Source organism: Marinovum algicola (assembly GCF_900109145.1).
Classification (GTDB): Bacteria; Pseudomonadota; Alphaproteobacteria; order Rhodobacterales; family Rhodobacteraceae; genus Marinovum; species Marinovum algicola.
In genome coordinates this window covers 332,740-352,762 of sequence record NZ_FNYY01000002.1, presented here as the reverse complement: position 1 = coordinate 352,762, position 20,023 = coordinate 332,740, and the positions used below count along the sequence as shown (strand labels likewise).

General features: G+C 68.2%; 18 protein-coding genes. 7 read left to right on the top strand and 11 right to left on the bottom strand.

What is annotated here, in order from left to right:
* Positions 1 to 37 precede the first annotated feature (37 nt).
* A complete protein-coding gene (locus BMW90_RS04675; protein ID WP_074835253.1) occupies positions 38 to 1,594 on the top strand; it encodes a trimethylamine methyltransferase family protein in 1,557 nt (518 codons plus the stop codon).
* Between the two features lie 112 nt (positions 1,595 to 1,706).
* Here BMW90_RS04675 and BMW90_RS04670 read toward each other — a convergent pair whose 3' ends face one another.
* The 4 genes from BMW90_RS04670 to BMW90_RS04655 are packed head-to-tail and all read right to left on the bottom strand — an operon-like array spanning position 1,707 to position 6,179.
* Positions 1,707 to 3,047 (bottom strand): NAD(P)/FAD-dependent oxidoreductase, encoded by a 1,341-nt coding sequence (locus BMW90_RS04670; RefSeq protein WP_074835251.1) that lies wholly within the window; start codon positions 3,045 to 3,047, stop codon positions 1,707 to 1,709.
* The gene (locus BMW90_RS04665; protein WP_074835250.1) at positions 3,044 to 4,540 is read right to left on the bottom strand and encodes an aldehyde dehydrogenase; all 1,497 of its coding nucleotides are present in this window, start codon (positions 4,538 to 4,540) and stop codon (positions 3,044 to 3,046) included. Before BMW90_RS04665 ends, BMW90_RS04670 begins: the two co-directional genes overlap by 4 nt.
* Before the next feature lie 3 nt (positions 4,541 to 4,543).
* Positions 4,544 to 5,461: a dihydrodipicolinate synthase family protein gene (locus BMW90_RS04660; protein ID WP_074835248.1), complete on the bottom strand. Its 918-nt coding sequence runs from the start codon at positions 5,459 to 5,461 to the stop codon at positions 4,544 to 4,546.
* Positions 5,462 to 5,468: 7 nt separating this feature from the next.
* Positions 5,469 to 6,179, bottom strand: a complete 711-nt coding sequence (locus BMW90_RS04655; RefSeq protein WP_074835446.1) for a GntR family transcriptional regulator — start codon at positions 6,177 to 6,179, stop codon at positions 5,469 to 5,471.
* 116 nt (positions 6,180 to 6,295) lie between these two features.
* Here BMW90_RS04655 and BMW90_RS04650 point away from each other — a divergent pair, with 116 nt between their 5' ends.
* On the top strand, positions 6,296 to 7,243 hold the full coding sequence (locus tag BMW90_RS04650) for a GlxA family transcriptional regulator (RefSeq protein ID WP_074835247.1): 948 nt from the start codon (positions 6,296 to 6,298) through the stop codon (positions 7,241 to 7,243).
* 182 nt (positions 7,244 to 7,425) lie between these two features.
* Positions 7,426 to 9,375 carry an HWE histidine kinase domain-containing protein gene (locus BMW90_RS04645; protein ID WP_074835245.1) on the top strand — a complete coding sequence of 650 codons (1,950 nt, stop codon included), beginning with the start codon at positions 7,426 to 7,428 and terminating at the stop codon, positions 9,373 to 9,375.
* Between the two features lies 1 nt (position 9,376).
* On the opposite strand, the gene BMW90_RS04640 is transcribed toward BMW90_RS04645, so the two are convergent.
* The 7 genes from BMW90_RS04640 to BMW90_RS04610 form a co-directional block, all read right to left on the bottom strand.
* A complete protein-coding gene (locus tag BMW90_RS04640; RefSeq protein WP_074835243.1) occupies positions 9,377 to 10,207 on the bottom strand; it encodes an NHL repeat-containing protein in 831 nt (276 codons plus the stop codon).
* Positions 10,204 to 11,409, bottom strand: coding sequence for an amidase family protein (locus BMW90_RS04635; protein ID WP_074835242.1), 1,206 nt, complete (start codon positions 11,407 to 11,409; stop codon positions 10,204 to 10,206). The genes BMW90_RS04640 and BMW90_RS04635 overlap by 4 nt, the downstream gene beginning before the upstream one ends.
* Positions 11,410 to 11,417: 8 nt before the next feature.
* Positions 11,418 to 12,716: a TRAP transporter large permease gene (locus BMW90_RS04630; RefSeq protein WP_074835240.1), complete on the bottom strand. Its 1,299-nt coding sequence runs from the start codon at positions 12,714 to 12,716 to the stop codon at positions 11,418 to 11,420.
* 2 nt (positions 12,717 to 12,718) lie between these two features.
* A complete protein-coding gene (locus tag BMW90_RS04625) occupies positions 12,719 to 13,228 on the bottom strand; it encodes a TRAP transporter small permease (RefSeq protein WP_048530753.1) in 510 nt (169 codons plus the stop codon).
* Positions 13,229 to 13,327: 99 nt separating this feature from the next.
* Entirely contained in the window at positions 13,328 to 14,287 is a 960-nt protein-coding gene (locus BMW90_RS04620; RefSeq protein WP_083415952.1) for a TRAP transporter substrate-binding protein, read from the bottom strand.
* A 69-nt stretch (positions 14,288 to 14,356) separates the two neighbouring features.
* Entirely contained in the window at positions 14,357 to 15,025 is a 669-nt protein-coding gene (locus BMW90_RS04615; protein ID WP_074835237.1) for a DUF4286 family protein, read from the bottom strand.
* Between the two features lie 210 nt (positions 15,026 to 15,235).
* A complete protein-coding gene (locus BMW90_RS04610; RefSeq protein ID WP_074835236.1) occupies positions 15,236 to 16,135 on the bottom strand; it encodes a LysR family transcriptional regulator in 900 nt (299 codons plus the stop codon).
* Positions 16,136 to 16,262: 127 nt separating this feature from the next.
* Here BMW90_RS04610 and BMW90_RS04605 point away from each other — a divergent pair, with 127 nt between their 5' ends.
* The 4 genes from BMW90_RS04605 (at position 16,263) to BMW90_RS04590 (ending at position 20,014) form a co-directional block, all read left to right on the top strand.
* Positions 16,263 to 17,024, top strand: coding sequence for a LamB/YcsF family protein (locus tag BMW90_RS04605; protein WP_074835234.1), 762 nt, complete (start codon positions 16,263 to 16,265; stop codon positions 17,022 to 17,024).
* Positions 17,024 to 17,713, top strand: a complete 690-nt coding sequence (locus BMW90_RS04600; RefSeq protein WP_074835232.1) for a 5-oxoprolinase subunit B family protein — start codon at positions 17,024 to 17,026, stop codon at positions 17,711 to 17,713. Before BMW90_RS04605 ends, BMW90_RS04600 begins: the two co-directional genes overlap by 1 nt.
* A complete protein-coding gene (locus BMW90_RS04595) occupies positions 17,710 to 18,732 on the top strand; it encodes a 5-oxoprolinase subunit C family protein (protein WP_074835231.1) in 1,023 nt (340 codons plus the stop codon). Before BMW90_RS04600 ends, BMW90_RS04595 begins: the two co-directional genes overlap by 4 nt.
* A 64-nt stretch (positions 18,733 to 18,796) precedes the next feature.
* The gene (locus BMW90_RS04590; RefSeq protein ID WP_074835230.1) at positions 18,797 to 20,014 is read left to right on the top strand and encodes an NAD(P)/FAD-dependent oxidoreductase; all 1,218 of its coding nucleotides are present in this window, start codon (positions 18,797 to 18,799) and stop codon (positions 20,012 to 20,014) included.
* Positions 20,015 to 20,023 lie beyond the last annotated feature (9 nt).

Sequence of the window (20,023 nt, the reverse complement as noted above, 5' to 3'; positions counted from 1 at the left end):
CCGGTCTGCGCCAGTCTTCCTGCAAAGGAGATCTGCCATGACCGCCACCACTGCAAAGCCCCGGATGCGGGCCGGGGGCCGCGCCGCCCGCCGCAGCCTGCGCAGCACCCGCGATGTCACCATGCTGCCCGGGCTGACCAACCGGTTGCCGTTCTGCGAGGTGATGGAGGGTGCGCAGGTCGCGCAGATCGACGCCGCGTCGATGGATATCCTCGAAAACGTCGGCGTGGTGTTCCGCGATTCTGTGGCGCTGGCCGACTGGCGCCGGGCGGGGGCCAAGGTAGTGGGCGAGCGGGTCTATCTCGACCGGGGGCTGGTGCGCGGGCTGATCGCCTCGATCCCGTCCGAGATCACCTATCACGCCCGCAACCCGGCGAACACCGTCGCGCTGGGCGGGCGTCAGGCGGTGTTCGTGCCAATGACCGGCGCGCCGTACCTGCGCGACCTCGACGACCGGCGCCGCAACCCGACGCTGGCCGATCTGGCGATGTTCCACAAGCTCAGCCACATGAGCCCGGCGTTGCATTCCACCGCGCATCACATCGTCGAACCCTACGACCACCCGATCAGCCAGCGCCACCTGCGGATCACCTATTCCTCGATGAAACATTCCGACAAGATGTTCATGGGCATGACCACCAGCCCCAGGAACGCCGAGGACGTGATGGAGATGTGCGCGCTGCTGTTCGGCGCGGAGTTTCTTGAACACCACGCCGTCACCACCGGCAATTGCAATGGCAATTCGCCACTGGTCTGGGACGAGACCATGCTGGGCGCGATGCGCGCCTTCTGCCGCCGCAACCAGCCGGTGCTCTGTTCGCCCTTCGTGCTGGGCGGGGCCAATACGCCGGCCTCGGTGCCGGCCACGGTGGCGCAGCTCAATGCCGAGGCGCTGTCGGCGCTGGCCTATACCCAGGTGATCCGCAAGGGCTGCCCGGCGATCTATGGCCATTACCTCTCGACCGTCAGCATGAAGAGCGGCGCGCCGATGGCGGGCACGCCCGAAATCAGCCTGATGAACTTCATGATCGGCCAGATGGCGCGGTTCTACGGCGTGCCCTGGCGGACGTCGAGCGCGCTGGGCGGGGCCAAGACCTTTGATGCCCAGGCCGGCTATGAAAGCGCTACGACGCTTTCGGCGGTGCTGCATTCCGGGGCCAATTACATCTGGCATTCCGCTGGCTGGAACGAGGCGGGGATGCATTGCTCGGTGGCTAAATTCGTTGTCGATGCCGAGCAATGCGCCATGGCCTACCGCATGGCCGAAGGGCCGAAATGGAGCGATTTCGACGCCGCGCTGGCGGCGGTGGCCGATGTCGGGCCGGGCGGGCATTACCTGGGCCATCCACACACTCAGGAAAATTTCCAGACCGCCTATTTCATGCCGGAGCTCTTCGACAACAATTCGATCGAGCAATGGGTGGCGGATGGCTCCAAGGAGATCACCGCGCGGGCGCTGGAACATGCGCGCAAGCTCCTGGCGGAGTACCAGGAGCCGCGGCTCGACCTGGCCAGGAACGAGGCGCTGCTGGACTACATCGCGCGCCGCGAGCGTGAGATCCCGGCGGCGGATGCGCTGAACCAGGAGTATTGAGGCGTGGCGTCCCCGGCCGCGCGGCCCCGGGGCAGGCCCGGGGCGGGTGGGGCGAGGCTGCGGCCCCTGCCTCCCGCCCCGGCCGCCGCGCCGGGGCCTCGCCCGCCCCTGCCTATTCCGCCCGCGCGCGCCACTCCCGGAGCCGCAGCAGCGCATTGGCGCCAAGCTGGCGCAAGGGTTGCGGCGGCAGGCGGCGTGGCGCGGCTTCGGTGGCAAAGAAATCGGTGAGCGGGCTCGGCACGCCGGCGGCCAGTTCGGCGGCGGCAATGCCGGTCAGGGTGCCGCGCGCGGTGCCAAGACCGTTCTGCACGCAGCCCGAGACCAGCCCCGCCTCGATCTCGCGGGTCACCGAGACGCCGTTGAGGCTGAGGCAGAGCGGCCCGGCCCAGGCGTGTTCCATCCGAAGGCCGGCCAGTTGCGGAAAGCGCTGGGCGAACTTGCGCCGCATGACCGCCGCCGCGCGGGCGAGATCGCGGCGGCGGGGCCGCATGTCGGGGCGCAGCGTGGCGCAGCTTCGCAGGAGCAGGCGATTGCCGCCCTGGCCGCTGTCGATCCGGCGCACCGTGGTGCCCATCGGATCGGCCGGGGTGACGCCCCAGCGTGGCGCGCCGCCAAGGCGGGCCAGGGTCTCGGCGTCCAGCTCGGGCGTCATCACGGCATAGAGAAAGAGCTGCATCAGCCGGCCGCGCGCCACGCCGAAGCTTTCGAGATGGCCGTTGACGGTGAGAATGATCCGCGAGGTGCTCACTCTTCCGCCCGGCGTCGTCACCTGCCAGCCGGGGCCCTGCCGGGTGAGGGCCCGGGCCGGGCTCGCCTCGTGGATCATCACGCCGGCCGCGCGCAGGCCCCGGGCCAATCCGCGGATATAGCCGGCCGGTTGCAGCATCACCGTGCCCGGCGAAAACAGTCCCGAGCGGTAATGCGGAGATCCGGTCAACGCCCGCATCTCCTGGGCATCGAGTTTTTCGCAGTGCTCGCCAAGCGCGGCGAGGTGGCGGGCATAGCTGTCGTTGTGGGCCTGGGCCGCGGCGCTGGCGGCGCCGTTGATCTTGCCGGCGCGGTCAAAGAAGTTGCGGTCGATGCCGTATTCCTCGACCGCCTCGGCGGCAAAGCCGATGGCCTGACGGTTGCGGGCGATCCAGGCCCGGTCATCGCCGGCTCCGGCGTAATCGGCGGATTGCAGGTCATGCGGCAGATCGATCATGAAGCCCGAGTTGCGCCCTGCCGCGCCTTCGGCCAGGCGCCCGGCCTCGAGCACCAGGATCCGCGCGCCGGGCTGAAGCTGGGTCAGCCGCCGCGCCGCCGAGAGCCCGGCAAAACCGGCGCCGACCAGGACAAAATCCGCCGTGGTGTCACGCGCGAGAGGCTGCACCGCAGGCTCGGCGGGCAAGAGGGCGTTCCAGGCCGCCGGGCCAAGCTGAACCGGCAGCCGGCGGGCCCGGTACCCGGTCACCCTATGGCCTCGTCCGCATCATCGGCGAGATCGATCCAGATCGTCTTGAGCTGTGTGTATTGGTCATGGGCGTGGATGCCGTTGTCGCGCCCGCCAAAGCCCGATTGCTTGTGGCCGCCAAACGGCGTGGTGATGTCGCCCTCGCCAAAGCTGTTGACCGTCACCGTGCCCGCGCGCAGCATTCGCGCGCCGCGGATGGCGCGTTTGGCATTGGCGGTAAAGAGCGCGGCGGCAAGGCCATAGTCGGTGTCATTGGCGGTCTGGATCGCCTCGTCGAAACTGGCCACGGTGATCACCGAGAGCACCGGGCCGAAGATTTCCTCGCGCGCCAGCGCCACGTCGTTGCCCGGCACCTCGATCACCGTCGCGGCGACGCGGCCGTCGGCCGCGGTGCCGCCCAGCAGCACCGGCCCGGCCTGGTCCAGATAGCCGCGAACCTTGTCGTAATGCGCCTGCGACACCAGCGGGCCGAGCCGTACCTCGGGGTCGAGCGGGTCGCCGGTGTTCCAGGCGCGCGAGTGATGGCCGATGCGGTCGAGCAGGGCCGCCTTGACGTCGCGGTGCACGATGAGCCGAGAGCTGGCCGAGCAATTCTCGCCCATGTTCCAGAAGGCGCCATTGACCACATGCGCCGCCACCCGATCGAGGTTCTCGGCGTCCTCCAGCACGATCGCGGGGTTCTTGCCGCCCATCTCGAGCACGACTTCCTTGGCGTTCGAGTCCGCCGCATAAGACAGAAAGCGCTTGCCGGTGGCGGTGGAGCCGGTGAAGGACACCATGTCGATATCCATGTGCCGCCCGATCGGTTCGCCGACCTCGGGGCCGGAGCCGGGCAGCACGTTGAGCACGCCGCGCGGCAGCCCGGCCTCGGCGGCCAGTTCCGCCAGGCGCAGCGCCGTGAGCGAGGTTTCCTCGGCGGGTTTGACCACCAGCGAACAGCCGGCCGCCAGGGCCGGTGCGATCTTCCAGGCCATCATCAGCAGCGGAAAGTTCCACGGCAGCACCAGCCCGACCACGCCCACCGGCTCGCGCACCACCATGGCGATGTGATCGTCCGAGGCGGGGGCGACCTGATCATAGATCTTGTCGATCAGCTCGGCGTGCCAGGTCAGGCAGTTGATGGTTTCGGGCAGGTCGACGGTCTCGCAATCGAGGATCGTCTTGCCGCTGTCGAGGCTTTCCATCACCGCCAGCTCGCGGGCCTCGCGGGTCATCAGCCTGGCCAGCCGGATGAGCACCGCCTTGCGCTCCGACGGATGCAGCCGCGACCAGCGGCCATCCTCAAAGGCATCGCGCGCCCTGGCGACGGCAAGGTCCACGTCGGGCGCGGCGCAGGCGGCGACCTGCGCCAGCTCTTCGCCGGTGGCCGGGTTGATGCTGGCAAAGGTGCGCCCCGAAAGCGCCGGGCGAAAGCCGCCGTCGATAAAGGCCATGCAGGGCAGATCGAGACCGCGCGCGATCCCCCGGTACTCGTCTTTAGTCAGCAAGCTCATGTCTCAGCCCTCCGCCCGGATATCGGCAATCGTCCGTTTCAGCACCCGCACCACTTGGTCGAGCGCGCGTTTGTCATCCTTGTTCAGCGCCTTCAGCGGCGGGCGAACCACCGCGCAGTCGACGCCGGTCATGGTTACCCCGTGCTTGATGGTCTGGATGAATTTGCCACCCTGTTCGAGCACCCGCATCAGCGGCATCATCGCCGACATGATGCGGCGGCCCTTGGCGAAATCGCCCTCGCGCACGCAGGCCTCGTAAAGCGCCACATGCTCGGCCGGCAGGAAGTTGGATCCGCCGCAGACCCAGAAGGGCGCGCCCCAGGCAAAGAACTCCAGCGCCTGATCGTCCATGCCGCAGCCAAGCTGGATATGCGGGTAATCGCGGGCCAGAAGATGCACGCGGTTGATATCGCCGGAGCTTTCCTTGATGCCGCAGAAATTGCGCGAGCGGCCGACCCGGTCGAGAAAGTCCTCGCCCATCATCGTGCCGGTGCGGTGCGGGTAGTTGTACAGCATGATCGGCAGGTCCGCCGCCCGGTCGATGGCCAGCGCGTTGAGCGCGTTTTCGCGGTCGGTCGGCACCGCATAGGGCGGCGAGGCCAGCAGGATGGCATCGGCGCCCATCTCACGCGCCGCATGGGCCAGCGCCAGCGACTCCGCGGTCAGCATGGCACCGGTGCCGATCACCACCGGCACCCGGCCGGCCGTCTTGTCGACGGTGAAGCGCGCGATCTCGATGCGTTCGTCCAGGGTCTGGGCATAATTCTCGCCGGTGGAGCCACCCGAGATCAGCCCGTGGACGCCCTGGCCGATCAGCCAGTCGATCACCGCTTCGAGCGCGTCCCAGCGGACCGAGAAATCGGCGGCAAACGGCGTGACGACGGGGGTGTAGATACCGTCAAAGCGGAAGCGTGGGGTCATGTCTGTCCTATCCGGTTGTCGTCCTGGGAAGCGCGCCGAGCGGCAGGTCGAGGCCGTCGGGCATCACGAAAAGCTCGATCTGGCCCCGTGACAGGTTCCAATGCGCCTCGGCCAGCTGGCCGGCGCGGTCCTCGTCGCCGGCCTCGATGGCGGCGATGATCTCGTCGTGCTGGCGGCTGGCGGCGTCGAGATTGTTGGTCATCTCGGCGGTGCGCGGCCGATAGAAGGTGGTGCCGATGCGGGCATGGTCGATCAGCAGCCGGTGGAACGACGGCAACAGATAGATGTTGCCCGCCATTTCGCCTGTAATCTCGTGAAAGCGGTTGTTGGCCAGCGCCCGGTCGATGGCACTGCCCTGGCGCAGGGTGGCGCGAAACCGCTCCTGCGCCGTCTTGAGCGCGGCGATCTGACCGGGCCGGGCGTTGCCGGCGGCCAGCCGCAGCACCGCGCCATAGATCATCGGCGCGGCGACAAAGAAATCGCGCAGTGTGGCAAAGGACATGTCGGTCACCCGCGCGCCGCGGTTCTCGCGCAATACGACAAAGCCCTCGCCGGCCAGCTGCCGCAGCACTTCGCGCAGCGGCGTGCGCGACAGCGCGAACTCGGCCGAGAGCCGCGCCTCGTCGATATCGTGACCGGGGGGCAGGCGGGTCGAGAGGATCTCCATGCGCAGATGCTCGTAGAGCATCGCCTTGGTGGTCTTGGTATCGGCGGCCATCGGCATCCTCGGGCTCTTGCGGAATTTCGGGCGAATCCGCCCTCTGACCAAGTTTATACACATTGTATAATGTTGTGCGACATGTAAAATGCATCATCCCAAGGAGAGCAGTCAGCATGGCCGCGCAGCATTTCGTCTTTCTTCTGGTCGAGGATCACACCCATCTGACGCTGGCCTGCGCCATCGAGCCCTTGCGCATCGCCAACCTGATTTCCGGCCGGGATCTCTATGCCTGGTCCTATGCCTCCGAAGACGGCATCTCCTCGCGCGCCTCCAATGGGTCGGTCACGCTGGTGGCGCATGGCTTTGGCGCGGTGCCACGGGCCGACCGGTTGTTCGTCATTTCCGGGCTGGGGATGACCGGGCAGATCACGCCGGCGCTGCTGGCGGCGCTGCGCCGGGCGCGATCGACCGGGGTGCGGATCGGCGCGCTCTGTTCCGGAGCCTGGGTGCTGGCGCAGGCCGGCTTTCTCGACGGCATGAAGGCGGCAATCCATTGGGAATACCACGATGCCTTTGCCGAGCGGTTCCCCGAGGTCGCCCTGGAGCGCTGTGTCTTCGTGGCCGACGAGAAACATGTCACCGCCTCGGGCGGCTCGGCCACCGCCGACCTGATGCTGCACCTGATCGAGAGGGATCACGGCTATGACCTCTCGGTCGCGGTGTCGGACATGATGGTCTATGCCGGCGCGCGCGAGGCGGGGGTGGCGCAGCGCATTTCGCTGCAATCGCGCCACGGCATGCGCAATCCGCATGTCGCCCGCGCCATCGAGATCATGCGCGGCGCGCTGGAAGAGCCGGTCTCGCCGATGCTGATCGCGCAGGATCTGGGCATTTCGGTGCGCCAACTCGAGCGGCTTTTCGGCCGCTATTTCAACACGTCGCCGGGGCGCTACTACATGGAGCTGCGGCTCGACCGGGCGCGGCACCTGCTGTTGCAGACCGAAATGTCGGTTTCCGAGATCGCGGTCGCCTGCGGCTTTCAGAGCCTCGGCCATTTCACCCGGCTCTATCGCCGCTCCTTCGGCATCTCGCCCAGCGGCCAGCGCGGGCGGATCGCCTGAGGGCGGCCGCGTGGGGCGGATCGCTGCCGGGGGTGGACGCGACCGGGAGAACTGGTCAAGAGGGGGGCTTGCCCTATCTGTAACGCGGTCTCCGGGCGCTTGACAGAATGATCCGGCGGGCAAGAGGTATGCAGCAGTGAGGGCCAGGTTTGCAAGGCGAGGGCAGGAACGAATTGAACCCGATGGATTTTCTCGCCGGTGAGGGCGAGATGGCGCAGCGGATCCGCGCCTTTGACTGGGCCAGCCATCCGTTCGGGCCGCCCGCCGACTGGCCGCAATCGCTGCGCGCCGCGCTGTCGATCTGCCTCAACTCGGCCTTTCCCACGGCGATTTATTGGGGGCCGGAGCTGCGCCTGCTCTACAACGACGCCTGGGCGCCGATTCCCGGGCCGCGGCATCCGGCGGCGTTGGGCCAGCCGGCGCGCGAGGTCTGGTCGGACATCTGGCACATCATCGACCCGCAATTCGCCCAGGTGATCGAACAGGGGCAGGGGCTCTTCGCGCAGGAGCAGATGCTGCCGATGCGGCGCCATGGCATCGAGGAGGAGACCTGGTGGAATTACAGCTTCACCCCGCTGCGCGACGCGGACGGCGGAATTACCGGCGTCTTCAACTCGGGCAGCGAGATCACCGAGAACGTGATCCAGCGCCGCAATGCCGAATTCCTCGTCGCCGCCAACAATGCCTTTCGCACCGCGCCTTCGCCGGACCAGGCCTTGCGCTTTTCGCTGGCCAAACTCGGCGAGCTGCTCGGGGCCTGCCGCGTCGGCCTGCGCGAGCGGACGCAAATCGAAGGCCAGGTGGCCTTTGCGATGATCTATGAGTGGTGCGCCGAGGGCACGCCGCCCTCGGCGGAAATCGCCATGCCGTCGCAGGTCGGGGTGAGCCTTCAGGAAAAGATCCTGTCGGGTGAGGTGACCGCCGCGGCGCTGAGCGACGCCGATCTCGAACCGGCCAGCCGCGAGTACCTGGAGCGGGTGGGCGTGGTGCAGGGGCTGGGAGTGCCCTGGGTCGAAAACGGCGAGGTGACCTCGGTCATCGGGGTGCAATGGCACAAGGAACGCGTGATCTCGGCCTTCGATATCTCGGCCATCGAGCGGGTGCTGGAAACGACGATGGGCTGGATCGAGCGCGAGCGCGGCCGCGAACGCGAACGAGTGATGGCCAGCGAGATCGATCACCGGGCGCGCAATCTTCTGGCGGTGGTCCAGTCGGTCACCCGGATGACCACCGGCGACGACGTGGCGCAGGTCAAGGCCGATCTGGAGGGGCGTTTCGCGGCGTTGTCGCGGGTGCATGGTCTGCTGGGGCAGAAGCGCTGGGTGAATGTCACCTTTCAGGAACTGGCTGAAGAGGAACTGGCGCCCTTTGGCCCGGATGTCTTTGACCGGATCGAGATGTCCGGCCCGCAGGTGGCGCTCAGCCCGACCGAGGCGCAGGTGCTCGCCATGGTGCTGCACGAGCTGACGACAAATGCGCTCAAACACGGGTTTCTCAGCACCTCCGACGGCCGGCTCGCGCTGAGCTGGGCATTGCCCGACACCAGCCGGCTTGACGTCTGCTGGCATGAAACCGGGGTGCCCACCAACGGTCCCGCCGTCTCGGACGGACAGGAAGGCTATGGATCGGTGCTGCTGCACGAGGTGGTCAAGGGACAGCTCGGCGGCGAAATGCGGCGCGAGGTCGGGCCCGAGGGCATCCGGTTTGACCTGAGTTATCCCCGGCAGGCCGATACGCCCGGCCCGAGCCCCTCCGAAGTGTTGCGGCCGTCACCCGAGGCGCCGGCCCCGGCGCGGTCGGTGATGATCGTCGAGGACGACGTGATCATCGCGATGGACCTGGCCGCCACGCTGGAAGAGGGGGGTTTCGCCCGCTTCGGCGAGTTCCGCGACAGCCAGAGCGCGCTGGCCCGGCTGGAAAGCGAACGGCCCGACCTCGCGGTCCTCGACTGGACGCTGGCCGAGGGCACGTCGGAGCCGGTGGCGGCCTGGTTGCGGGAGAACGGCATTCCCTTTGTCGTGGTCTCCGGGCAGGAGCTTTCCGGTGCCGAGGACGATCCGCGCCGTGGCGCGCCGCTGCTGATCAAGCCGATTTCTTATACCGCCCTGTTGAGCACGCTGGACCGGCTGTAGCTCAGCCCGCCACCGGGCGCAGGAAGGTCACCCGGTCGGGCGCCATCTCGGCAATCACCACGGTGCCGTCCTCGCAGACCGCGAGCCCGTGGCCATAGGTCGAGAAGGTGCGGCAGCGCCCGGTAAGCCGGCCGGCGGCGTCATATCCCGAAAGCCGCGGCGTCTGGTCGGTGACCAGCAGCGTGCCATCCGGCATGAGCGCCAGCGCCATCGGTTTGTGCAGCCCGCCGATCTCGTCGATGTAGCGGCCCTCGGCATCAAAGCGCTGCACCCGGTTGTTCTCGCGGTCGGCGACGCAAAGCCGGCCTTGGCCGTCAAACAGCAGGCTGTGCGGGGTGGAGAAGTCGCCGGCGCCGTGCCCGGGCTGGCCGAAGCTGGCCAGATGGGTCCGGTCGGGTGCAAAGACATGTACCGCGCTGTTGCCATAGCCATCGGCGACATAGAGCCGGCCGTCCGGCCCCTCGGCGCAGTCGCAGGGATGGTTGAACGGTCGGCCCAGCCCTGGACGCGCGTCGCAGTGCAGCTGCTCGCGCGTGTGCAGATCGGGACCGAGCAGGGCGATCTTGTGGCCGTCCATGTCGGTGGCGGCCAGGACCCCGGCCGCAGCCCCGCCCAGTGCGCGCAGCCCGTGACCGCAGACGAAATCCGACAGGTCGCGCTCGGCCAGAATGGTGCCGTCGAAAGCCAGTTCCACCAGCTCCGGAATGCGCCGCCGGAGCACCACGATCCGTCCGCCTGTGACGGCCAGGTCGGTGACCCCTTCGAGCGGCACATGCGCCACCCGGTAGCGCCGGGCACCCAGCGCCACGAAGGCCGGCGGGCGCGGGGTCACAGCCGGCCCGCGAGGGTTTCGGCCAGGGTCAGCAGCGCCGCGTCGCGGCCCCGGGCGGCGGTCAGCATCAGCCCGGCGCCGGGGGTGTCGGTCAGCGGCAGGCTGACCGAACAACCGTCGATCAGGTTGCCGAAGCTGGTGTTGCGCAGGGCCAGCAGGTTGGTCCGGTCATAGGTCGCATCGTCCTCCAGCGCGGCCAGCCTCGGCGGCAGCAGGGCCACCGTCGGCAGCACCACGGGGGTATCGGAAAACAGCCGCTCTGCCTCGGCGATCAACGCGTCGCGCGCGGCGAGGGTGCGGGCAAAGTCGATCGCGCTTACCCCGTCGGCGCGGGCCATGCGCGAGGCGACGCGCGGGTCAAGCCGGTCGCGGGCGCTGTCGTAATGTGCGCCGTGATGGGCGCGGGATTCCACCGCCGAGAACTGCCAGACCGGCAGGGCACGGTAGCGCTCGAAGATATCGAGCGACAGGCGACGCACGGCGACGCCGGCGGCGGCGAGCGCCGTGAGCCCGGTCTCGAAGGCCGCCATGACCTCGGGCTCCACGTCGTCGAGCCCGAAATTCTGCGGCACCACCACCGCCCGCGGCATCGGCGCGGCGGGCAGCGGGGTGTCGCGCAGCACGTTCAGCACCGGGCGCAACAGGCCGATTTCGCGGGTCATCACCCCGACGCTGTCGAGCGAATGCGAAAGCGGCACCGCACCGGCGTGCGAAATGCTGCTGGCGGTGGGTTTGACGCCATAGAGCCCGCAGAAGGCGGCGGGAATGCGCGCCGAACCGCCGGTGTCGGTGCCAAGGGCGATATCGGCCACCCCGCGCGCCACGGCCGAGGCGCCGCCGGAAGTCGAGCCGCCGGCGATGCAGCCGTCGCGCAAGGGGGTCAGCGGCGTGCCGTAATGCGGGTTCAGCCCGAGACCGGAATAGGCCAGCTCGGTCATGTTGGCATGGCCGATCAGACCGGCCCCCGCCGCCCGCAGCCGGGCCACGGTGGCGGCATCCTCGGTCGCGGGCGCATCCCCGGCCCGGACCCGGGTGCCGGCCGGGGTGACCTGGCCCTGGACGTCGAACAGATCCTTGACCGCGACGGTCAGGCCCGAAAGCGGGCCGTCGCCGCTGACCGGATCGTCGAAGACGCGGGTGAAGTCGGGGGCCTTGGCGCGGGCGCGCGCGGCGTCGAGCCTCGTCTGGGGGGTATCGGTCATCACGGGCCTCACAGGGTCTGTTCGACAAGCCAGGTGGCTATGCCGGGGAAGGCGGTCAGCAGGATCACCGCCAGCACCAGGATCAGGAAATAGGGCACGATCATCCGGGTGATTTCGAAGATCGAGCGCCCGGTCAGGTTCTGGATCACGAAGAGGTTGAAGCCCAGCGGCGGCGTGATCTGCGCCATTTCCACCACGATGATCAGATAGACCCCGAACCACACCGGATCGACGCCCACGGCGGCGATGGCCGGCATCACCACCGAGGTGGTCAGCACGACTATCGAGATACCGTCGAGGAAACAGCCCAGCAGCACGAAGAACACCGTCAGCACCGCAATCAGCCCCGGCGCGCCCAGGCCGCTGGCCGAGATGATCTCGGCCAGCTGCGCCGGCAGGCCGGAAAAGCTCATCGCCGAGGTCAGGAAGGCCGCGCCCAGCAGGATCAGCCCGATCATCGCCGAGGTGCGGGTTGCGCCCATCAGCGACGCGGTGAAGGTGGAGAGGTTGAGCGTGCCGCCGATCAGCGCGATCAGCAGGGCGCCGGCCACGCCGATGGCGGCGGCCTCGGTGGCGGTGGCGACACCGGCATAGATCGAGCCGATCACACCGATGATCAGCCCCACGACCGGCAGCAGCAGTCGCAGCCGGCGCAGGCGCTCGCCCAACGGGATGCTGTCTTCGGGGGCGGGGACGCCGTCGGGGTTCATCCGCGACCAGATCGCGATATAGCCCGAGAACAGCGCCATCAGCATCAGCCCGGGCACCACGCCGGCGATGAACAGCCGGTTGATCGAGACCTGGGCGGCCACGCCATAGACGATCATCACCACCGACGGCGGGATCAGCAGGCCGAGCGTGCCCGAGCCCGCCAGCGAGCCGATCGCCAGCCGGTCGGCATAGCCGCGGGCCTTCAGCTCGGGCAGCGAGATGCGGCCGACGGTGGCGGTGGTGGCGGCGGAAGAGCCTGAGACGGCCGCAAAGATGCCGCAGCCCGCCACGTTGACATGTGCCAGCCCGCCGGGCAGCCGGCCGACCCAGGGCGCGAGCCCGGCAAAGAGGTCTTCGGCCAGCCGCGTACGATAGAGAATCTCGCCCATCCAGATGAAGAGCGGCAGGGCGGTCAGCGTCCAGCTGGCCGAATGCGCCCACATGGTGGTGCCGAGGATGGCATCGACCGGGGTCGAGGTGAACATGACGAAGATCACCACCGCCGACGCCAGAAGCGCCACGCCAACCCAGATGCCGAGGCCGAGCAGAAGCAGAAGGGTCACCACCAGAACGGCGGATTGTGTCAGGATATCCATGGTCATTCGCCCCGCGCTTGTTCGGAGATGTCGTCACGTTCGACCGGCAGGCCGAGGATCAGCCGCAGGGTGCGTTCGGCAAAGGCCAGCGCGAAGAGCACCGAGCCCAGCACCATCGCCGATTGCGGAATCCACAACGGCACTGCGACGATGCCCTGGCTGACGTCATTGTAGGTCCAGCTTTCCGCGACATAGCCAAAGATCGCCCAGGCCACCCAGGCCATCATCCCGGTGGCGAATCCGGCGGCAAGGATGTCGGCACCATGGCCCAGCCGGGCGGGCAGAAGCTGACGCAGCGAGGTGACGCGGATGTGGTCGCCATGGAGCAGCGCGGCGGGCAGCGCCAGAAAGATCGAGGCGCTGAGCCCCCAGGCGGCGAAATCGTCGGCCGAGGGGATCTGGCTGCCCATCAGGCGCAGGCCGATCTGCGCCAGGATCAGCGCGGCAATCCCCAAAAGGGACAGCGCGGCCAGGGCTCCGCAGAAGGTGAATAGGTGGCGGGTGAGCACCATGGCGGCAGGCTCCTTTTCAGGACAGCGGCCGGGGCGCGCGCGGGCGCCGCGGCCGGATTGCAGAGAGGCCCGGGCAGGTCAGCCCGGGCCGGAGGGGGATCAGTTCAGCGCGTCAACGATCGTCTGACCGTTCTCGCCGGCCTGGTCCAGCCATTCGGCGCGCATCGTGGCGGCGATCTCCTCGAAATCGGTGGCCAGCCCCTCGGGCGTCGGCAGCACGGTCATGCCGTTGTCGGCCATGGTCTGGGTCGCCTCGGTGGTGGCGGTTGCGGCCATTTCGAAACCGCGATCCTCGGCCAGTTCGGCGGCTTCCTCGAGCGCGGCCTGCACGTCTTCGGAGAGCGCGTCATAGGCGGATTTTTTCACGATCACCATGTTCTTGGGGATGAAGGCCTGCACGTCGTAGTAATGCGAGACGAAATCCCAGGCTTGGCTGTCGACGCCGGTCGAGGGCGAGGTGATCATGCCGTTGATCACGCCGGTCGAGAAGGCCTGGCTGATCTCCGAGGTGGCGATGGTCGCCGGCACGGCGCCCAGAAGCTCGGCCAGACGCGCGGTCGAGGGGTTGTAGGCGCGGAACTTCACACCCTCGAAGGACGTGGCATCGGTCACCTCCTGGTTCATGTAGATGCCCTGCGGCGGCCAGGGCGCGGCATAGAGCAGGACAAGGCCATCCTCGGCCAGTTTCTCTTCGTAGATCGGCCGCGAAGCTTCCCAGAGCGCGCGCGCCTCGTCGAAGGTGGTGGCCAGAAGCGGCACGGCATCGGCGGAATAGACCGCGTCCTCGTTGCCCAGCGCCGAGATCAGCACTTCGCCGATCGGCACGATGCCGCGCTGTACCCCGCGCTTGAGCTCGGGGCGCTTGAGCAGGACCGAATTCGACACGACGTCGATCTCGAGCGCGCCGTCGGAGAGGCGGGCGACGTCATCGGCAAAGGCGCGGATGTTCTTGGTCAGATAGTTGCCGTCGGGCGCATCGGCCGACATCTTCCAGGTTTCGGCCTGCGTCAGACCGGCGGTCAGGGCGGCAATCGCTGTGCCAATGAGGAAATGTTTCATAATGTCTCCAGGTTGGGTTGGTGGTGGTTATTGTGCCCCGTCCGAAGCCCGGGCGGGGCAGGGGGAATGTCAGTCTTCGAGCGGCGGCAGGTCGTGCTCGTCCAGCGCCCACATCAGGCGGAAGGTCTCGGCCTCACGCACGGCGCCGCCAAAGCGTTCGGTAAGTTGGCGCAGGGTGGCTTCTGCAATCGGTTCCGAGGTGACGTCAACCGCCAGGCAGGGCGCAAGCACCCGGCCTTCGGTGGATTCCGACGGCAGCGGCGTCGACAGCGCTTCATCGGGCTGCATGTAATGCACCCGCATCACGCCCGGCTCGGCCATCAGCCCCTCCATCACCGCGCGCAGGGTCTCGTCCTTCACCGCGCCCGGCGCCAGTTCGACCAACGCCAGGGCCGCGCCCCAGCCAAAGCCGCCTTCCTGCGCCACATGCATCACCCGGCGTCGGGTGTTGGACATGCGGCCGAAGTTGGTGACCGACCATTGGGTCTGCTTGGTAAAGGCCTTCTGATAGGCGGCCGAGGTGAAATCGGCCAGGCTGCCGGCGCGGTAGAGCGCCAGGTAACGCCGCGCCGCGCCGGAAACCGCGCGGTAGCGGCGCGCGCCGGTGAACCCCTCGATGCGGACGCGTTCCTCCATGTGCTCGCGGTCGTACCACTGGTTGAAATCGCCTTCGTGATCGGGGTCGATGTCGCTCCAGACAAAGAGTTGGGCCTGGTCGGTGGGGCGGATACGGGTCATGCTGCGTCCTGATCTCTGAACAGACCTCTCCCGGCCCGGGGCACGGGGGGAGTTCCGTGGTCCGGGGTGGGTCGGGCCCTGTCGATTGCTGTTGCCGCACCCTCGCCGCTGGCTGCGATTTCCACAAACGGGATTTTTCAGGGGGGGGTGATCGGGTTTTCCGATCAAGGCGATTTCAGGCTGGTTCCGGCCCGGTTCCGGTCCCGGGCCTCAGCCCTCGGTGGTGGGGCGCCGGGAACGCAGCTGATGCTGTTCGGCGCAGCCCCGCGCCAGATCGGCGATCGCCTGATAGATCGCCGCGTCCGAGCTGCGCCGCCAGACGCAATAGAGCGGCAGCGGCGGCAGGGTGGCATTGACATCGAGTTCACACAGCCCCGGCCCCGAGAGATCGCAGCCGCGCGGCAGGGTGGCGATGCCGATGCCGCGTTCGGTCAGCCGGGCGATGGCCGCCAGCGAGGTGACGCAATGCACCATCGAGGGCCGCAGCCCGGCCTGTTCGAACAGCGCCAGCACATTGGCATGCGGGCGCGAATTGCGGGTAAAGGTGATCAGCGGGCCGGTCACCACATCGGCCAGCTCCAGCGCCTCGCCGCGCATCCCCGCCGGGCCGAACCAGCCCATGGCCAGCGGCGGCAGATCGGCGCAGGTGCTGGTGGCGTCGTGCCGGTCTTCGGTGGTCAGCAGCATGTCGAGCGTGCCGCGGTCGAAGGCGGCGGCAATGTTGGGTGTGGGCTCGATGGTCAGCTCCATCTCGAGCCGCGGATAACAGCGCGCGACCTCTTCGATCAGATCGCAGAGCCAGGTGTGCACCACCGAGGACACCAGCCCCAGACGCACCCGCCCGGCGGCGGTGGCCGGATCCGAAAGCGTCATGTGCAGCTTGCGTTCGGCGGCGAGGATGTCCTGCGCCTTGTCGAGGATCAGCGCCCCGGCGACGGTGATCCGCGTGGCATGGAATTCGCGGTCGAAGAGATCGACGCCCAGCTCGGTCTCCAGCGCCGAGATCCGGCTCGACACGGTGGCCTGGCTGACATTGAGCCGGTCGGCGGCGGCACGGAAGCTGCCCAGATTGGCCACCGTGACGAAGGTTTCCAGAAATCGCGTATTCACCCCGGTGCCCCCTTGGCCATCCTGACCGCGTGACATAAGCGCAAATTCGGGTCTCGGCAACGCTGGCCAATTCCGGCGTCGCGTCTTATGCCATTGGGCAGGGGCTTTTACCAACAGGGAGAACGGCATGCGCATCGATTTGAACGCGGACCTGGGCGAAGGCTTTGGCCCCTGGCGGATGGGCGACGACGCGGCGATGCTGGACCTCGTCAACAGCGCCAATATCGCCTGCGGCGGCCATGCCAGCGACCCCGAGACGATGTACACCGCGTTGAAACTGGCCGCCGCCAAGGGCGTCGCCGTGGGCGCGCATCCCGGGTTCAACGACCGCGAAGGTTTTGGCCGGCGGGTGATTCCCATGCCGCCCGAGGAGATCGGGCGCATGGTGGCGGCGCAGATCGGCGCGCTGATGGCGGTGGCGCGGCTGGTGCCGGTCACGGTGCGCTACGTCAAGCCGCATGGCGCGCTGGGCAACCTGGCGGCACGCGACATCGACGTCGCGCGGGCGATTGCCGCGGCGGTGCGGCAGATCGACGATCGGCTGGCGATCCTGGCGATTTCCGGCACCTGCACCGAAACGGCCGCGCGCGCGGCCGGTGTTCCGGTCTATTCCGAAATCTTCGCCGATCGCGGCTATCTCAGCAGCGGGCAATTGGTGCCGCGCGGCCAGCCCGGCGCGATGATCGAGGACGCCGGCGCGGCGGCGGACCGGCTGATTTCCTTCTTGCGGACCGGGCTGATGCCGGTGATCGACGGCGCGCCGATCAAGCTGGCGGCGCAGTCGATCTGCGTGCATGGCGACAGCCCCGGCGCGGTGGCCATGGCGCGCGGGGTCCGCGCGCGGCTCGAGGCCGAGGGGGTCACCTTCGCCGCCTTCGGAGAGGTCTGATGGCCGCCGTCACCTTCACCCCGGTCTCCGATCACGCGCTTATGGTGCAGCTCGGCGACGAGATCAGCGACGCCCTGACCGCGCGGGTCCAGCAGCTCGACAGCGCGATCCATGCCGCCGCGCCGCAGGGGCTTCTGGAAACCGTGCCGGCCTTCGTCAATCTGATGATCACCTTCGATCCGGTGGTCACCGATCATGCCGAGATGGAACAGGCGGTCCGGGCGCTGTTGCAGGAGGGCGCGGCCGCGCAGGTGCCGGGCGCCGAACGGGAGGTGCTGGTTTGTTACGACGACGATCTCGCCCCCGATCTCGCGGCGGTGGCCAAGGCGGCGGGCCTGAGCCCCGAGGCGGTGATCGAACAGCATCTGGCAGCGGAATACCGCGTCGGCATGTATGGCTTCGCGCCGGGCTATGCCTATCTGTCGGGCGTGCCCGAGGCACTGCAATTGCCGCGCAAGCCCAAGGCGCTGCGTGATATTCCGGCCGGCAGCGTGCTGATTGCCGGGCCGCAGTGTCTAGTCACCACGCTGACCATGCCGACCGGCTGGTCGATCATCGGCCGCTCGCCCACCGAGATCCTGCGCAACGATCCCGAGCGGCCCTTTCTGTTCGACGTCGGCGATCGGGTGCGCTTTGCCCGCATCGACCGAGACCGATACGAGACGCTGTGCAAGGGAGGCACCGCATGACCCAGGCCAGCTTGAAGGTGCGGTTTGCCGGGCCGCTTGTCACGTTTCAGGACGGCGGCCGGCCGGGGCAGATGCGATTCGGCGTTTCGGCCTCGGGGCCGATGGACCGGCTGGCGGCGACGGCGGCGAATGTGGCGCTGGGCAATGCGCCCGGCGCGACGCTGATCGAAGTGTCGATGGGCGGGCTGGTGCTGGAATGCACCGAAGGCGCGCTTTCGGTGGCGGTGACCGGCGGCGATTTCACGGTCGAGCATGGCAGCGCGGCCGTACCCTGCTGGAGCATCCTCGCGCTGGAGCAGGGCGACAGCCTGTCGATCCGCCCGGGCAAGAGCGGCAGCTGGGCCTATCTGGCGCTGGCCGGCGAGGTCGCGGCCGAAAGCTGGCTGGGCAGCTCGGCGACGCATTCGACCTCGGGGTTTGGCGGCGGTGCGCTGTCGGCGGGACAGGTGATCGAGGTCGATGAGGCGCGGCTGCGCGAGGACCGCCACGGCGCCATCGCCCGGCCCGACTTTCTGCCCGAGGACCGGCAGATGCGGGTGGTGCTGGGGCCGCAGGACCGACATTTCACCGCCGCGGCGCTGGCGGCCTTCCGGTCCGAACCCTTCGCGCTGACCAATGCCTTCGACCGCATGGGCGTGCGGCTTTCGGGGCCAGAGCTGCCTAGTGCCGGCGCGCTCTCGATCCCGTCCGAGCCGATCACCCGCGGTGCGGTCCAGGTGGCCGGGGATGGGGTGCCGACGGTGCTTCTGGCGGATCACCAGACCACCGGCGGCTATCCCAAGATCGCCACGGTGATCGGCGATGACATCGGCCGGCTGAGCCAGCTGCGCGCCGGCGACAAGCTGCGCTTTGCCCCGGTCGAGGCCGCGCAAGCGGTGCGGATCGCCCGCGAGACGGCCGAGGCGCGCGCGGCCTATCTGGCGGCAATTGCCGTGCCCAAGGGCACCCTGGCGCAGCGGCTGATGCGGGCCAACCTGATCAGCGGCGCGATCTCTGGCGAAGAGGCGGTGCCGGACTGATTGCAAGGCGCGTCTTTTACAGCGAAGCTGGCCCCGTCGAGAGCGGCAGTCAGGGAGAGCTGTGATGGCGGGCAGGACGGAGGCCCCGAACCGGGCGAGCTATGACGTGGTCATCGTTGGCGGCGCGATCATGGGCGCCTCGACCGCCTGGTTTCTGAGCGATGACAAGGACTTCGACGGCCGCGTTTTGGTAGTGGAACGCGACACCAGCTATCAGTTCTGCTCCACCGCCCATACCAACAGCTGCATGCGGCAGCAGTTCTCGACCGAGCTCAACGTGCGGATCAGCCAGTTTGCCGCCGACTTCGTCAAGAACATGCGCAGCTACATGGGCGGCGATGCCCGTGTTCCGGCGTTGTCAGTTCGCGCCTTCGGCTACATGTATCTTGCCGACACCGAGGAGTTCGCCGAGGTGCTGCGCCGCAATCAGAAGGTGCAGCTTGCGGCCGGGGCGGCGACCGAGCTGCTGACCCCCGAGGAGATCGCGGCGGCCTATCCATTCTACCGGGTCGATGATCTTGTCCTCGGCTCGATCAACCGCGTCGACGAGGGCTATTGGGAGGGAGCGGCGGTGTTCGACTGGTTTCGCCGGCAATCGCGCGAACGCGGCGTCGAATACATCGAGAACGAGGTGGTGGCGATCACCCGCAATGCCGCCGGCACCCGGGTCGAAAGCGTGACGCTGAAATCGGGCGAGGTGATCGCCTGCGGCCAGCTGGTCAATGCCACCGGTCCGCGCGCGGCGCTGACGGCGCGGATGGCAGGGCTCGACCTGCCGGTGGAGCCGCGCAAACGCTATACTTGGGTGTTCAAGGCGGCGCAGCCGCTGGACCGCGACCTGCCGCTGACGATCGACCCCTCGGGTGTGCATGTGCGCGAGAACGGCGGCGGCTCCTATCAATGCGGGGCGCATGAAGTCGCCGACCCGGCGGTGGCACCGGACGATTTCGACATGGATTTCGCGCTCTGGGAAGATCGCGTCTGGCCGATCCTCGCCGCCCGCATCCCGCAGTTCGAGGCGATCAAGGTAACGGCGCAATGGGCCGGGCATTACGCGATGAACACCTTCGACCACAACGCGATTACCGGCCCGCACCCGGAGCTGGCGAATTTCATCTTCCTCAACGGCTTTTCCGGCCACGGGCTGCAACAATCTCCGGCGATGGGGCGCGGGACGGCGGAATGGCTGACCCATGGCGCCTATCGCACGCTGGACCTGTCGCCCTTCCACTACGATCGCATCCTTGCCCGGCGTCCGATCACCGAAGACGCGGTGATCTGAGGCCCGGCC

Coding starts and splice junctions, on each gene's coding strand:
- BMW90_RS04675 (WP_074835253.1), top strand. CDS start 38: ATGACCGCCACCACTGCAAAGCCCCGGATGCGGGCCGGGGGCCGCGCC.
- BMW90_RS04665 (WP_074835250.1), bottom strand. CDS start 4,540: ATGAGCTTGCTGACTAAAGACGAGTACCGGGGGATCGCGCGCGGTCTC.
- BMW90_RS04660 (WP_074835248.1), bottom strand. CDS start 5,461: ATGACCCCACGCTTCCGCTTTGACGGTATCTACACCCCCGTCGTCACG.
- BMW90_RS04655 (WP_074835446.1), bottom strand. CDS start 6,179: ATGGCCGCCGATACCAAGACCACCAAGGCGATGCTCTACGAGCATCTG.
- BMW90_RS04650 (WP_074835247.1), top strand. CDS start 6,296: ATGGCCGCGCAGCATTTCGTCTTTCTTCTGGTCGAGGATCACACCCAT.
- BMW90_RS04645 (WP_074835245.1), top strand. CDS start 7,426: ATGGATTTTCTCGCCGGTGAGGGCGAGATGGCGCAGCGGATCCGCGCC.
- BMW90_RS04635 (WP_074835242.1), bottom strand. CDS start 11,409: ATGACCGATACCCCCCAGACGAGGCTCGACGCCGCGCGCGCCCGCGCC.
- BMW90_RS04630 (WP_074835240.1), bottom strand. CDS start 12,716: ATGGATATCCTGACACAATCCGCCGTTCTGGTGGTGACCCTTCTGCTT.
- BMW90_RS04625 (WP_048530753.1), bottom strand. CDS start 13,228: ATGGTGCTCACCCGCCACCTATTCACCTTCTGCGGAGCCCTGGCCGCG.
- BMW90_RS04620 (WP_083415952.1), bottom strand. CDS start 14,287: ATGAAACATTTCCTCATTGGCACAGCGATTGCCGCCCTGACCGCCGGT.
- BMW90_RS04615 (WP_074835237.1), bottom strand. CDS start 15,025: ATGACCCGTATCCGCCCCACCGACCAGGCCCAACTCTTTGTCTGGAGC.
- BMW90_RS04605 (WP_074835234.1), top strand. CDS start 16,263: ATGCGCATCGATTTGAACGCGGACCTGGGCGAAGGCTTTGGCCCCTGG.
- BMW90_RS04600 (WP_074835232.1), top strand. CDS start 17,024: ATGGCCGCCGTCACCTTCACCCCGGTCTCCGATCACGCGCTTATGGTG.
- BMW90_RS04595 (WP_074835231.1), top strand. CDS start 17,710: ATGACCCAGGCCAGCTTGAAGGTGCGGTTTGCCGGGCCGCTTGTCACG.
- BMW90_RS04590 (WP_074835230.1), top strand. CDS start 18,797: ATGGCGGGCAGGACGGAGGCCCCGAACCGGGCGAGCTATGACGTGGTC.